The following is a 14276-nucleotide window of genomic DNA, read 5'->3' as shown; positions in this document are numbered from 1 at the left end:
CTTCCTCACTCCTTCCGCTGTACTCCTCTCTTGAATAGTACCGTTGCCAGGAGAGCCAGGGCGAGCAGGAAGGCCAGCAGGATACGCAGGTCAGGCCATACATCCGCCATTCCGGCATGGTCGAAATTGATTTTTCCTATGGCATCCATGGCCCAGTAGACGGGGCTGCCCTTGGCCAGCTTCTGTGCCCAGTCCGGGAATCCGGAGACAGGACTGAGGGCTCCGCCCATGCCAGCCAGGAGCATGCCAAGAATGTTGTTGAAGGACATGGCCATGTTTTGCGAGGACGAGAAGATGTAGAGCAGCAGGCCGAAGAGGGTCAGCACAATCGAAATGAGCAGGCAGACCGCAGCCAGGGCCAGGACTGATCCATTGGGCCGATAGTGGTAGAGCGCCGTCCCGATCAGCATGACGACAGCGACCTGGACCACCTGCACCATGAAGGACACGCTCAGTTTGGCCATGACCAGGTCGAAGAGGGATACTGCCGACACCCGCATTCTGTCCCAGGTATGCCATTCATGCTCCTGGAAGAAGAGTTGGAGGACCAGCTGCAGGGAAAACATGGCGAAAAGGATGGCGAACCCAGGAAGCGCCTGCTCGGATCCATTGGCGCCCAGATGCCCCTGGGCCCTCAGCGAGTCCCGGTAGGAGGGCAGCATGAAGGGGATGATGATCAGTGGAATGGCCACGATGACCGCCTGCAGCCAGATGCTTCGCAGCTCGATTTTGAAATTGAGGCGGAATGTTGCTAAATATCCGTTGAAATGCACGGCGCTCACCTGTCTTCCCATGCTCGTGACCCGGCAGGGTCGCTTGAGGATGTGCCCATGACGGTCATGTAGGCCGACTCGATGTCAGGCTGGACGATGGTGATTGATGCCAGACGGGCACTTTTCATGACCGGCTCCTGCAAGAGGCAGGCCAACTCCTGATCTGGGCTGGACACCGGGTGATCGGGCTCCAGGAAGCCGTCTGCCGTCCGCCATCCCGGGACCTGGCCTGGGGCAGGGCCGACGAATGAGATACGCAGGGATGCCCGGGCATATTTATGGAGTACCTCCTGCAGGGAGCCCCGGACCTGGATCCGCCCGTCGATCAGGAAGGCCAGGTCCGCGCCCATCTCTTCCAATTCTTTGAGGTAGTGGGTGGTGTAGATGATGGTGGTGCCCTGTCGGCCCATGGCCTTGACCATGTCCAGTATTCTGGAGCGGGCCTCCACATCCGCCCCAACAGTGGGCTCGTCCAGGAAGAGCACCGGGGGATTGTGGACCATGGCCATGGCAGTGTGAAGGCGTCGTTTCTGCCCTCCCGATAGATTCTCGGCTGCTGTTCCTGACTGGGATCCCAATCCCATGAGCTCTATCAGTTCGTCGGCCCTTCTGCTGCCCTGCTTGGTGCTCAGTCCCTGCAGGCCGGCCATGCCGCGTAGGTTGTCTCGGACACTGAGATGGGGATAGATGCCCAGGTCCTGGGGAGCAAGTCCGATGACCCGGCCGAAGATGCGCGAGGGGGTTCGATAAGGGTTGCGCCCCTCTACTGAGATGTGGCCTGAGTCCGGCTCGCCCAGCCCGGTCAAGGCCGAGATCAGGGTTGACTTGCCTGCTCCATTCCTACCCAGCAGACCCAAGATGCTGCCGCGCCTGACCTGAAGATCCACACCCTTGAGCACCTGCCTGCTCCCGAATGATTTACGCACCTGGCAACAGGACAGGGCATATTCCCCCGAATCGTTTTTTGCGGGTTGCAAGGTATACCTCCTGACGATTTTGTTTAACAACGTTAACTATAATAACATTGTTAACAACCAAGTTTCATCATGCTTTTCGTGGGCAGCGGGATTCTGGCGTGGCGAGGCGGGGATATACGCCTCGGACCGTCCTGGAAGAACTATGCTTTTCCTTAGCAGTGTTGGGAATCCGATAATTGCTCTTCAATGAAGAAGATTCGGGGGATTTCAAGCGTGAGCGGGACACGATCCTGTCCTTGCTGCTGTGCCTCCGGTTGGCCGTTATCCTGGTAGCGATTCCGCAGATGCCAGCCTTCAGGGACCTGGTGGGCGATGGCAATAGCTGGCGTATACAGTAGCTGGCCTATGACAGAAGGACAGAAGAATGATGGCCCTGCTTGCGAGGAAGCTCCAGCTTGGGATCAAAGCAGCAAATTAAAGAAATGGGGTGACTCTGCGATCTTGGGGTTTTGCAGAGTCACCCCGCTTACTCGGGCAAAGAGCTCAGTGCCGGCGGCTGCTGGTTTCTCGCTGGTGGGAGGCCGCTGCTGCGGCGCCTTCGGCGGCGAGCAGTCCTGCGGCGAGCAGGACCAGGAGGCCGGTGCTGCCGGCCCTGGTCAGGATGCCCTCGTAGGTGTAGCCCAGGTGGGCGGTCGTCTGCGCGGCTTTGTCTATGGTCCAGTCGACGGCCACGTCGACGGGCCCTGCTTCGTGGGGCGGGTTGGTAATGCTCCAGGTGCCATCGGCGTTCCGGTACAGGCTGGTCCCGGCGATGCCGCCGAACCTGACGTCTGTAAGAACCAAAGGCGTCGGATCGAATGCAACCGGCATGGGGGTCGTGCTCTTGGCTGCCGTTTGATTATTGCCCAACTGCCCGTATTGGTTGTCTCCCCAGGCCCAGAGGTTGCCGTCCTGCCTGATGGCCAGTGAATGGAGTTGTCCAGCGCTGCTCCGAACAGCCTTGAATGTCTGGGCCTCGTTGGCGGGGTCCTTGATGGTCGCCGGCTTGGTCTGATTGACGGTGTTGCCGATGCCCAGCTGCCCGTTGCTGTTCCAACCCCATGCCCAGAGGCTGCCGTCCCGGTCGACGACAAGGGAGTGGTTCACACCCGCGCTGATCTGGGCGGCTTTAAGGCTTTGGCTGGTATTAGTGGGGTTCTGCACGGTTTGGGGCTTGTATTTGTCGCTGGTACTGCCGTCGCCCAACTGGCCGTACCCGTTGTATCCCCAGGCCCAGGTGTTTCCGTCCGTATCGATGGCCAAGGCATGCCAGCTTCCTGCGCTGATTTGGGTGGCCTGGAAGGACTGGTTGGGCAGTCGGGCCGGGTTGGATGCGTAGCTGGTGCTGTCGCTGGTGCCGTTGCCGAGCTGGCCGTTCGTGTTGTATCCCCAGGTGTACACGTTGCCATCAGCATCCAGGGCCATGACGAAGCTCCAGTTGAGGCTGACCTGGACCGCATGCAAGGTCTGTCCCGGATTGTCCGGGTCAGCGGCTGGAGTGGGGTTCTTCCGGGTCGTGCTGTACGCGGGCGTCTGGCCCTTGCCAGTGCTTTCGCTGCCCCAGGTGTAGACGCGGTTTTCAGAATCGATGGCGGCCGAGTCTGCCACGCCCGCGCTGACCTGGACTGCTTTGAAAGGCTGACCGCCGGTGTCCTTGACGGGCTGGGGATTGTACCGGTCCGTGGTGGTGCCGTCACCCAGCTGCCCGTGGTCGTTGCGTCCCCAGCTGTAGAGGATGCCGTTGGATCCGATGGCCAGGACGTGCGAGTCACCGGCTGTAATTTGCGTGTAGGTAAAGTTGGAATCCGCGCCGTCGGGCAGGGGGATTCTGATAGGAGTTTTTTGCATGCTGACGTCGGCCGGTTTCTGAGCAAGTTGCCCGTATTTGTTGTTGCCCCATGCGTAGGCGTTTCCGTCGCTGGCGACGCCGATGGAGAAGCTGCTGGTGCTGGTGGCCTGGTGGCCTCCGGCGCTGACCTGGTTGAAGCGGATGCCCCGGTTGATGGTGGGCGGTGTGATGGTCACATGCTGGCCGCCGAGCACGTTGCCCTTGTCGGGGTTCAGGGCCCAGCGCGTGTCCGTTCTGGTCCAGTGGGCGGCCAGGGTGATGTTGCCGGTGACGGGCTGGCTGAAGTCGTAGGCGATTTTGGAGTCGTTGCCGGCGTCTTTGGTGAACCATCCGTCGAACAGGCAGCCGTTTGCCTTCGGATCGGGGGAGGGGCGTTTGGCCTGTCTGCTTTCGGTGACGGTCTGGCTTAGAGGCATGCCCGAGGGTGTCGGGCAGGAGCTATCCGCACTGGTGAAGGCAACGGTGTAGGAGTCCAGGTATCTGTAGGCCAGCTGGGCGTCCGGCTGCTGGCCGTTCAAAGTCCATGAGACGGCTGTGTCCACTTTTCCTCGCGCATGCGCAGGCGTGGTGACACTCCATGTGCCGTTAGCGTTCTTGGTTATGTTCGTGCCCGCCGTTCCACCGAAGCTGACCGCAGTGACTGTGGTAGTACCGGGCATGTTCACTCGTCCAGGGATGTGTCGTTCGTTGGTGGTGTTGTCGCCCAGCTGACCGTTGGTGTTGTTGCCCCAGGAGTACAGGTTGCCATCCGAAGCCAGACCGAACGATGTGTTGTCCCATCCGGCGCTTACCTGTAGCCAGGTCAGTCCGGAAGTCGTATTGGGCGGCGCTGCAACTTTGACAGGGGTGTTTCGCTGGGTAGTGGTGTTGTCGCCAAGCTGACCGTTTGCGTTGCCTCCCCAGGAATAGAGATTACCGTCAGAACCTATAGCCAGGGATGCAAAAGATAGATTGCTGATCTGATTCCAGACGAATCCTGGGAGAGCTCCATTGGGTTTGAAGGCCTGGGTCGGACTAGGCTTATCATTAGTGGCACCGTTGCCGATATTGCCGCTTCCGCCATATGCCCACCCATATATGTTGCCATCAGATCCGATAGCGAGAGAGTAATAGTCACCCATTTTGGACTGTACCCAAGTAAATCCGGAAGCTGTATTTTGCGGTGCAGCTACACGCACAGGGATGAGTTCCTTTTCTGTTGGTGTTCCGGTGCCTAGCTCGTTGCCTAGGTTGTAGCCCCAGGAGTAGAGCCAGTTATCTGATCCCAATGCCAGGGAATGCCAGCCCCAGCAGCTTATTTGCTTCCAAGTAAAACCGGCAGACACATTTGGTGGCGTGATTACAGGGACGGGAGTGTAACGATCGTTAGTAGTGCCGTCTCCCAGGTATCCGTATAGGTTGTTGCCCCAGCTGTAGAGCTTGCCGTCGGATCCCAAACCGAGAGCGTGCAGGCTGCCTGCTGCGACCTGCTTCCAGGTGAATCCGGTTGGCACATTCGGTGGTAGAGCCACTGGGCCGGGAGTGTGTCGATCGTTAGTGGTGCCGTCTCCCAGGTATCCGTGTAGATTGCTTCCCCAGCTGTAGAGTTTGCCGTCCGACCCCAGGCCAAAGGAGAACATGTACCCGGCTGAAGCCTGGATCCAGGTGAAATCCTGGGATACGTTTTGAGGTTTCTTTACTTGGATCGGCTCATGACGTTCGGTGGTGGTTCCGTCCCCGAGCTGGCCATAATCGTTGCTTCCCCAAGCGTAGATGTTGCCGTCCGAGGCGACTGCAAGGGTGTGTCCTCTTCCGGCGCTGACCTGGCTGAAGCGGATTCCGCGCGGCCCAGGCGGGGTTAGGGTGACTCTCGTGCCACCAGCGGCCGGTCCATGCACGGGGCTCATGCTCCAATCCTTGCTCCAATGGGCGGTGAGTTTCAGATCGTTGATGACTGGTTTGCTGAAATTGTAGGCTACTGGTGTATCACCAATGAACCATCCGTCGAACAGGTAGCCGTTTCGGGTTGGATCCGCTGGACGTTTCACACACCCCCCGTCAGTTACTGTTTGTGTCGTGTCGGTGCCTTGGGGATTGCTGAAGGTGACGGTGTGCGTTATGGAGGCGCGTGCTTGCAGACTAGCGATGTCGGTGTCGCCTGGGCTGCTGGTCTTGTCAGGCGTGGGAGAGAGGGAGGGGGTCTGCTGTGTGGGATTCAGTGGAGAGGATGTGGTAAGGGGAGACGGTGAAGTAGAAGAAGTAGGAGTTGTTGCTGTAGGAGTGTTTGCTGTTCCGGTTGGCTGGGCGGCGATGTCAGGAGCATCACTGGACTCTTGCTCAGCTACTAGAGGGGTCTGACGACCCCCCCCCCCCCCCCTGCTATTTGCATGTGTGGTCGGTGCGACCGCGTCGGCCACGCTTGACTCGGTTGCGGCGTTGTCTGCCGTGGCATAGGTGCAGACCAGGAGGCTTGTGGGCAGGATAATGGCCAGCAGGAGACTGACCAACAAGGCCGGTCGAACCAATATGTTCGAGCGTTGACGAGACATAGGTATATCCCTTTCCCCAGGAATCGCAGCCGCATTGTCAATTATCCCCAACATTCGGCGAGTCGCGCGCCGAAAATAACAACGACCACTTAATACAATTTTACCACAGATGTGAAAGCGAAGTAAAAATAACAGAAGAAAAAATGCTGCCAATCATATTGTGTATGACTTTCTTTTTCTATCTATAAAGTAATGCGTGGCTTCAAGTTGGCAGTGATTATGGAGCTGCACCACTGGCCCGGCGGCTTACTTGATGTAGCTTTGGGCTGTTACAGCTCTCACAGAGAGAAGCCCGGAGGATCCAAAGAAGGATTCTGGCGTTGTTCGTATATGTCGGTTGTCTTCGTAGGTATATGGCCAATCGGGCCCGAGCATGCCTGCCCAGCCGATGCTGTCCATAGCGAGCTCCAATAGCGGCAAACGTAAAGCTGCTATTTGACAATCGGTGTGCAAACTAAATCGGTGTGCAAACTATGAGCCACTTTGGCGTTACTTTTGGCCCCTCTGATGGAACAGATGACGACCAGACAGCCACTCGCATCCCTATCCGGGTGCGGAGCCCTGGCTTATCCGCTTTTGCATGCTGATTAGTCGGGGTGTATGTCGCAAATGGTTGTGTTTGCTTTCTTTTGTTTGCTTTCTTTTATTGCATTAGCGGTCTTGGTGATGGTCGGGCGTCGTTCGTCGTGGTCGGGATTGCTTTGCCGACCAGCCATCTGCGAGATGCTTCTTTGAATTGCCGGGTTGAACTATTTCGACTCAAGATGCAGGATGCTCTTGACTGCCATGGATTGCTTGATAACTAACGCCCCAATCTCGCATAGCGTTGATGACCGGTCTCAGGCTCTTGCCTGTTTCTGTCAAGGAATATTCCACCCGAGGAGGTACCTCCGCATATACTTTGCGGTGCACAAGGCCATCACGCTCCATTTGGCGCAGGTTCGAGGTCAGTACCTTCTGCGAGACATTGCCAACGGAACGGCGCAGTTCGCCAAATCGCATGGTTCCGTTCAGCAAATCGCGCAGGATCAGTGCCTTCCACTTATCGGAGATCATCAGCAAAGTGGTCTCCACTGGACACGTCGGTAACTCGCGCTCCATCTAAGCTCCAATCAGAAGAATGCAGGGAAATCAGCAAAAGTTCCCAAAAAGTAACTATAGAACATATTTATGCCTACTTCTTTTTTATTCTGTATGACCATAAGGTACATCATGACAGCAGAAAACAGAATTAGTCCGTAACGAATATGGAGGGAACCATTATGAAGATTGCAGTAGTCGCGGCAAACGGTAAAGAAGGCCAACTTGTCGTCAAGGAAGCCTTGTCGCGTGGAGACGAAGTAACCGCTGTGGTACGAAATGAAAATAAGTCGGCAGCCCCACACGCCATCGTTAAGGACCTATTTGATTTGACCACGGCGGATCTGGCTGACTTCGATGTAATTGTGGATGCCGTCGGCACATGGACATCGGAGACTCTGCATGTCATTCCGGATGCAGCCAAGCATCTTGCTGACATACTGTCAGGAACCGGTATCAGATTGATTGTGGTAGGGGGTGCCGGTAGCTTGTTTGTTAATAAGGAGCACACCTTGGCGCTTAAAGATACTCCTGATTTTTCGGATGACTACAAGCCGGTCTCGGCCGCCCATAGCAAGGCGCTTGAAAGCCTGCGCAACCGTTCCGATGTCAAGTGGACCTACATCAGTCCTGCCGCTGATTTCCAGGCCGATGGAAAACGCACCGGTTCATACGGGTTGGCAGGTCAAGAATTGATTGCGAATGCTGAAGGGGAGAGTTTCATCAGCTATGCCGATTATGCAATTGCCGTGGTGGATGAAGCCGAGTCGGGCAGACACGTCGGTGAACGCATCTCTGTTTATGCCAAGTAATTGGCTAAAGTCCAAGCCATTTGAATTGGAAATACAGTATGAGTAACCTGCTTTGTTTGAACTGCGCCGTTTCTGTTATAGGGAGTCGAAGCAGATGCCTATACACGGCGATTTCTGATTGTTGGATTGCTTTTTATCTGATCGACAGTCTAGATGCGGTTTATTTGACTGAACCTGATGGAATTGTCTCATGTGAATTGGTGCTTGGATTCTGCTTCGTTGTTGTTGCTTCCCCCTATTTTTATAATCATTGAACATCACCTAGTATGTTGGATCAAACGCTAAGGACGGCATTTTGTGTTGCCGGCATTCAACAGATAACAGATTTGGCATTAGTCTTGGAATAACACATCACAGGCAGCCCCCGCCCTTGAGCTGGTTGATGGAGGATCCGGGTTTTTAGAGGGAACAATGAAAGAACGATCATGAAAGCCTGCATGCCGGATTGGTGTCATTTTGGGGGATGGCCAGGAGGCCTGAAGATACAACTGCTTTCCTGTTGGAGAGGATTAAAGCAACATCGACATTTTTTTCAGACCGTTACCACTTTTAATGACTCTAAGTATCAACGAATGAATGTAAGGTCCTGATTCATGAAGGTGGTCTTGCCGAAACAAGATGCCAGGAGGGTTATGACCTAACGGCTCCTTTGATGATCGCCGGCAACAACGGCGATGAACAAGCAGCCGACGACGACAATAGAGAAGCAGGAAGTTGTGCGCTGATCACTGGGGGATAACAACATGTGCATCTTCTTCTCTTTAAAGTGCACCAAGCACACATCGGGTTAAGGTTGCTGCGGTTGAGTCGTGGATTGGACGAGAAGATAGGACGACATGATGATAAAAATAACAAACCTGGTTTTTCATGTGAAACCTAACCAAGGAGCAATGAAGTACTGATTCCTTACAAATCACTACAGAAACGTTATGACACTGATGTCATAGATGTCATATACCTCAGAACGGCTATTGACCAAATTGGACCAGTCTTTATCAAGGTCTTCAAACACAAGACGTGGTCCAGATTGCTCCCGTAGGTGCAGCTACGAGGACGAATGCCTTGTAAATCCCGGTTTCGTCTTGACTTACATACGAATGTCTCAGAGTCAGGGCGCCCTGCTGGAGTCCCGAACGGACATGGGGGATTTGAAAGCTCTGAAGAATCTATTCGGCAGGCTAGTGAGGTCATACGATTCTGACTGAAGTCAGCCCAGGAGTTACACCGTCGTGAGCGTAGAAGTGATGAGTGAGTGAGATAAACGGATGAAGATTAATAAGTAATTTTAAAATAACAGTATTGAAGAGTGGTCTGCCCAGGTGGTGTTGATGGGCCTCAGAGGGTTATTTGGGCACTTATCGCTGATACGTGTGAAAGTACTTGATTTAGTCATCTGTCAAGACCGAGTCAGATGCTGACCAATTCATAGCAGTACTTGGGATTTTTTGACTCCGGCTTCAGAATCAAGACCGGAGTCGTTTTATAAATGGCTATGTTCAGGCCAAGGTTGAGGGGTCTGAGTACAGCGACTCCGTTGTATTAACAGACCCTCGCTGGTTCCGTAAAAGCCTAATTAGAACCTGTCCATCCATAACAATCGGCGATGCAGTTCCCCTGGTTGTCGATGGCTGGCCCTTCGTGGTAATGCTGCAACTGGTTCCACAGGTTGGGGTAGTCCTGAAGATTGAATCCGCCGCTGTTTTGAGTAGATGGGGCGGATCCGCGCCCGCTCCAGCAGCTGCGCAAGGCGGCGGCAGCGGCGGAGGCTTTGATTGGAACCAGTGGATGCAGAATCACAAGCCGATTGGAAATCATGGTTGCAATCCAGATGGATCTTGTGGCATCGGTTGACTGATTAGAAAATTGAAGAATTTGCCAGCGGGACCGGTTGCTTGGCAGGTCTCCTATCCCGCTGGCGTTACTTGTGGGCGGCCATGAGGCCGTCCCCTTCATAGTAGTGGAAGGGAAACATCAATGATGACACCAGGAAAGATCGGACGCTGGGCCGGAAGGCTCCTGCGCCCGGGCTCCGGCTGGGCGTGCAGGGCGGTGGCCGTGGCCGCCTGGGCCACGTAGATGCTGAGTCGCCAGCGTGTTTTTTCGCAGTAGGATTTCAACCATTCTTTACTGCATTGGCCGGAGAATGCGATGTGGCCCGGCTTAGGTGCAAATGTTGTAGGTAAGGATTCTTTACACTTGACTGGTTCTTCAGATCCTCTCTGCTTTCTACTAAAAGCTGCAATCCGGGAAGGCCTGGTTGAAGCAAACCGATCGGCCTATGTATCAGAAAAGACCGGGCGAAAGACGATTCGTTATTTATGGAGGCACTTACTGATAGGAGTCGAGCAATTAACGCAGGAATTGACTCGCCGTTTCAGTGTGGAAAGGCCATAACAGGAATTATGCGGCCTGCTTTGGCAAGCTTCGAACGTGGGGATCGAGCAATGCGATCAATTTGACACCATTGGGCTGGTCGCATGTGAGCTTGTGCGGATTGCCCTGCCTAATGTCGATTTTCGCAAAGGGGAAGAAGTTCTGCCCGTCGCCTGCTGGATAATTCAAGTTTGAAGAAGAGTGCTGCATGGCTTGTCCATTCACCTTGCACTGCGCGGCCTCTGTCTGCTTAAGGTCAGCCCGTTTTGCAAGTACATACAGGGTTCCCGATTTGTCCGCAGAGATGGTTTTGACGGTGCCGTCACCAGAAACGTCGTATTTGGTCAAAGATGAAAGATAATTGGAGACCTGTTCCACGGACGGCTCTGAACGGTTCGATCCCTGGCAGCCCGAGAACAGGGCCACACTCATCAATACTGCTACGACGGCAATTATTTGTTTCTTCCAGATAGCCCCAGCCGTTCTTGCCCCGCTACGGAACGGGGCCGACAATGCCGTGAGCCGTCCCATGTGTCCCTGGGGATCCCGCTGATGCGCCTCTGCCGGATCAAAGTCCGTCTGTTCAAAAGCCTTTGTCTTCTTCATCAGTTCTCCTTAGGTAGGTGGGGGGCGAGTTCACGACGCTGTTGATTAGATTTAAGTTTCATAACCCAGAAGAGCGGTTATTAGTTCAATCGAGTTTAACTCTTTATTTAAGATATACAAATATTTGCCGATCGGTATCTGCAGTGGTCGAATGCTGGCCATATTTACCTGGTTGGCCGTTATTCCGCCTGCCAATCGGGTTGGCATCACGAGCGCGGTCTCTAACCTCAGTAGGCCTGAAACACAACAAGAATTGTGCTCTGCTTTGGGGAAGTCTTTGAAGGTGTGCCATTGCCACAACGTTGTCTTACCGGCCATTTACCAATACAGAAACAGCGGCTAGAAAATTTATATGAGTCTGCCTGCATTCCTGGGTTGTGCGGCAAGCTCAGTGAATTTCTTCTACCCTCTGGCCATTTCTTGTATCCAGCAATACATGCCATTGCGCTTCGGCTTGTCTGAATCGTCAACACCCAATTCGATACCCATTTTGAAGAGAAAAGAAAGTGGAGCTTGCAGGGCAGTTCTTTTGTTGCCATCACCGAAAATATGGTCTTTTGCCAGCATTTCTGCCAACCTGCTTACCTGATTGAAAATGTCAGTGAATTCATATTGCACAGCAGGGCCGATGCCAAAGCAGATGCAGAAGAAAGCAAATACAGAAGACTATGTAAACCGGAGTCAGCAATTTGCTCTCAACTACTAGGTGTTGTTTCTGTTTGCCCCGAATATCAGTTTTACCAAAACCTCCAGTTTGCAGTATTTCCAGCTTGTGCAAATCAAATATTCTGCTGGTTTGTTCTTTGCAACCAACTTCTCATTCTTCATGAGTCCTTCAACAGTTTCAGCGCATTGTGGAATCGCTCATCCACTGCACGAACACCACCGGCCAAGGTCCTCCGCAAACCAGGATGACCGATGCTATCGTGACAGCTGCGTATGGCTTTTTCAGTGATTTCGTTGTTCTTGCAGGGCTCATACACCGCTTTCCAAGCTGAACCGTTGCGATGTGAATAGTCCACAAGTTCGAAAGCTGCCAATGGTCCGTATAAATCGACAACCTTTTGAACCACATCCTTTGTGTCTTGGAGGTCCGCTAAGGAATTGGCTTGATTGTTGTCCTCGATATGGCTGGGGCAGTGATTCGATCTGAACCATACTTTTTGAATGCTGTATAAACGCTCGGTTCCGCGGGACCGTAATCCCATGCTTATATAGGGTCATTGAACAGCCTATGCCCATGTCTTCGGAGGCATTCAACCAGTGCGAAGTAAACCAACTTGTTGATTTTTATATTGGTCAGATGCAGGTGTGACCGACGATAGTTGATCAGCATGTTGGCGATAGTCAATGCATACATGTAATTCTCACCTCCTGTCTTGTTGATTTTCGCGTTTAGGGCAGCTGGTTCATATGCCCGCTGTAGTCAAGGTTGACCGGATTGGTGTTTCAGAGGTAGGGCAGTATACGGATAGATGTCCGCCGCAGGTCGTAGCCGGTCGGATCGTGTTCGTGCAGCTCATTCCTGGTGTTGAGCGGGCCTCGGATGCTGTCCCTGTTGTCGTCGGCGCCCTCAGTGGTGTGTTCGATGCTGGCGGCGGAGATGGAAGTGTTCGAGTCGCCAATAATGCCTCCATTGCCTTCGACAGGCCGATCCATGATCTGGGCGCCTCCGCAGTCAGCCGCAGCATGGTCAGACTGCGGGGTGCCTGCCTGGCGAGAGTCTGCAGAGTTGGCTGATGCTGCTCCGTTTTACCGCCAATGGCAACCTGTTCGTCACCTGTCAACCGTGACCACTTTGATTCCTCATTTTGTTATTTCGTTTGGTCCAACCGTGGCGAAAACGAGATAAGGGTTTTCCTGGACGTGGACTGAAGGTCGCCGTCTCTCAAACGCGCTGCGGTTTCTGAGAACGGTGCAGGGCGGACAGGATCAGCAGAACCTCCAGGGCGCCGACAATCAATAACAGGGTCAGGGCATGCTGTGAGCCGTTGATGGTGCCAAGCCGTCGGTCTGTGACTGCTGCCTGACCTGCTGCGACGATGGTGGCCGCCATGCTGCTGCCGATGGCTGCGGCGAACTGCTGGACGGTGTTGAAGATGGCGTTGCCGTCGGCCTGTTGCTCCTGGCTCAACCGGTGCAGGCCGTTGGTCATGATGTTGCCGAAACTCAGCCCGATGCCCAGCATGAAGAAAATATAGAGAATCAGGATGGTCAAGGCTGTCAGCCGACGGGCCGTCAGGGCAAATCCCAGAAGACCGATCAGGGCGACACAGCTGCCGCTGATGATGGGAATTCGTGGGCCAAGCTGATCGTAGAGCCTGCCGGAGAGCGGGGCTAGAACAGCTCCGATTGCCGCGCCCGGCAGCACCACTAGTCCGGCCTGCAGCGAGGTGCAACCATCAACCAGCTGCAGGTGGTTGGGCAGGATGAAAGAGAGGGCCAGGGCGCAGATCTCAAAGAGGATATAAGCGCCGACATGCAGGGAGAAGCGGGTGTCCGTGAACAAGCGCACGTCGATGATCGGTTGGGTCTGATGCCGGGCGCGAAGGGTGAACGCTGCCAGGGCGATAAGCCCCAGGACCAGCGCACCGCCGAATCTCCAGGAGAGCCATCCTGCCGAGGCGTTGCTGATGCCGAAGATAAGACCTGCAAAGCCCAGGACCATAAGGAATATGTCAAGTGGCTCCAGTCCGGCCTGGTTACCATCTGCCGCCACCGGAACCGAGGGTATGCATGCCAGGCCGGTCACCAGTGACATCAGCAATACGGGGATCAGGATGATGAAGACGTAACGCCATCCGATGGTGGTCGCTATCAGTCCGCCGAAGGTCGGGCCGACGGCCGGTCCGATGGTCGTGATCAGGGTGCCCACGCCCATCATGGTGCCGATGCGCTTTGTCGGAACCTCCTGAAGGATGATGTTGAACATCAGGGGAGGGCGATGCTGGTGCCCAGACCCTGTATGGCCCTGCCCAGCAGCAGGAGGGGGAAGACCGGAGCCAGCGCGTCGATGACCAGGCCTGCCAGGAAGAGCAGGTTGGCGCACAGAAAGAGGGTCCGGCTGCGGAATCGGCGTTTGAGGGCCGCTGAGAGCGGGGTGATGGAGGCGACGACCAGCAGGTAGAGGGTGGTCATCCATTGCACGCTGGAGGTCCCGATACCGAAATGGCTCATGAGGGCCGGGAATGTGATGTACATGGCCGTCTCCACAATCACGCCGCAGAAGGACATGATGCCAGTGGCTACAACCGCGCCGATGACCCTGTGGGGATTGCTGTGCTTTGTGCTTGCGTGGC

At 54.7% G+C, this 14276-nt stretch carries 9 protein-coding genes and 1 pseudogene; 1 reads left to right on the top strand and 9 read right to left on the bottom strand.

Translation table 11 applies throughout. From position 1 onward, the window contains the following. Positions 1-5: 5 nt before the first annotated feature. The 4 genes from ACUIAF_RS04155 to ACUIAF_RS04140 form a co-directional block, all read right to left on the bottom strand. Positions 6-782, bottom strand: a complete 777-nt coding sequence (locus ACUIAF_RS04155; RefSeq protein WP_445339107.1) for an ABC transporter permease — start codon at positions 780-782, stop codon at positions 6-8. Further along, positions 779-1699 carry an ABC transporter ATP-binding protein gene (locus tag ACUIAF_RS04150; protein WP_445339106.1) on the bottom strand — a complete coding sequence of 307 codons (921 nt, stop codon included), beginning with the start codon at positions 1697-1699 and terminating at the stop codon, positions 779-781. The genes ACUIAF_RS04155 and ACUIAF_RS04150 overlap by 4 nt, the downstream gene beginning before the upstream one ends. Before the next feature lie 534 nt (positions 1700-2233). Next, positions 2234-6106 carry an RCC1 domain-containing protein gene (locus ACUIAF_RS04145; RefSeq protein WP_445339105.1) on the bottom strand — a complete coding sequence of 1291 codons (3873 nt, stop codon included), beginning with the start codon at positions 6104-6106 and terminating at the stop codon, positions 2234-2236. Between the two features lie 759 nt (positions 6107-6865). Next, a complete protein-coding gene (locus ACUIAF_RS04140; RefSeq protein WP_445339104.1) occupies positions 6866-7207 on the bottom strand; it encodes a winged helix-turn-helix transcriptional regulator in 342 nt (113 codons plus the stop codon). Positions 7208-7368: 161 nt separating this feature from the next. Here ACUIAF_RS04140 and ACUIAF_RS04135 point away from each other — a divergent pair, with 161 nt between their 5' ends. Further along, the gene (locus ACUIAF_RS04135; RefSeq protein ID WP_445339103.1) at positions 7369-7998 is read left to right on the top strand and encodes an NAD(P)-dependent oxidoreductase; all 630 of its coding nucleotides are present in this window, start codon (positions 7369-7371) and stop codon (positions 7996-7998) included. A gap of 2400 nt (positions 7999-10398) precedes the next feature. On the opposite strand, the gene ACUIAF_RS04130 is transcribed toward ACUIAF_RS04135, so the two are convergent. The 5 genes and pseudogenes from ACUIAF_RS04130 to ACUIAF_RS04110 form a co-directional block, all read right to left on the bottom strand. After that, entirely contained in the window at positions 10399-10977 is a 579-nt protein-coding gene (locus ACUIAF_RS04130) for a hypothetical protein (RefSeq protein WP_445339102.1), read from the bottom strand. Between the two features lie 402 nt (positions 10978-11379). Then, complete coding sequence (locus ACUIAF_RS04125; protein WP_445339101.1) at positions 11380-11595, bottom strand: Fic family protein; 216 nt, start codon at positions 11593-11595, stop codon at positions 11380-11382. 206 nt (positions 11596-11801) lie between these two features. After that, positions 11802-12185, bottom strand: a complete 384-nt coding sequence (locus ACUIAF_RS04120) for a hypothetical protein (protein ID WP_445339100.1) — start codon at positions 12183-12185, stop codon at positions 11802-11804. Between the two features lie 241 nt (positions 12186-12426). Then, the gene (locus tag ACUIAF_RS04115) at positions 12427-12636 is read right to left on the bottom strand and encodes a hypothetical protein (protein ID WP_445339099.1); all 210 of its coding nucleotides are present in this window, start codon (positions 12634-12636) and stop codon (positions 12427-12429) included. A 229-nt stretch (positions 12637-12865) separates the two neighbouring features. Next, positions 12866-14154 (bottom strand): annotated as a pseudogene (locus ACUIAF_RS04110) (MFS transporter). Between the last annotated feature and the right edge of the window lie 122 nt (positions 14155-14276).

The organism is Bifidobacterium sp. ESL0822 (assembly GCF_052606675.1).
Note: the sequence above shows the minus strand (reverse complement) of the source record. Positions and strands in the feature narration are given on the sequence as shown.

What these genes read in the sequence shown, in the direction of transcription:
- ACUIAF_RS04115 (WP_445339099.1), bottom strand. Translation starts at nt 12,636, where the DNA reads ATGGATCGGCCTGTCGAAGGCAATGGAGGCATTATTGGCGACTCGAAC.
- ACUIAF_RS04135 (WP_445339103.1), top strand. Translation starts at nt 7,369, where the DNA reads ATGAAGATTGCAGTAGTCGCGGCAAACGGTAAAGAAGGCCAACTTGTC.
- ACUIAF_RS04120 (WP_445339100.1), bottom strand. Translation starts at nt 12,185, where the DNA reads ATGGGATTACGGTCCCGCGGAACCGAGCGTTTATACAGCATTCAAAAA.
- ACUIAF_RS04145 (WP_445339105.1), bottom strand. Translation starts at nt 6,106, where the DNA reads ATGTCTCGTCAACGCTCGAACATATTGGTTCGACCGGCCTTGTTGGTC.
- ACUIAF_RS04130 (WP_445339102.1), bottom strand. Translation starts at nt 10,977, where the DNA reads ATGAAGAAGACAAAGGCTTTTGAACAGACGGACTTTGATCCGGCAGAG.
- ACUIAF_RS04140 (WP_445339104.1), bottom strand. Translation starts at nt 7,207, where the DNA reads ATGGAGCGCGAGTTACCGACGTGTCCAGTGGAGACCACTTTGCTGATG.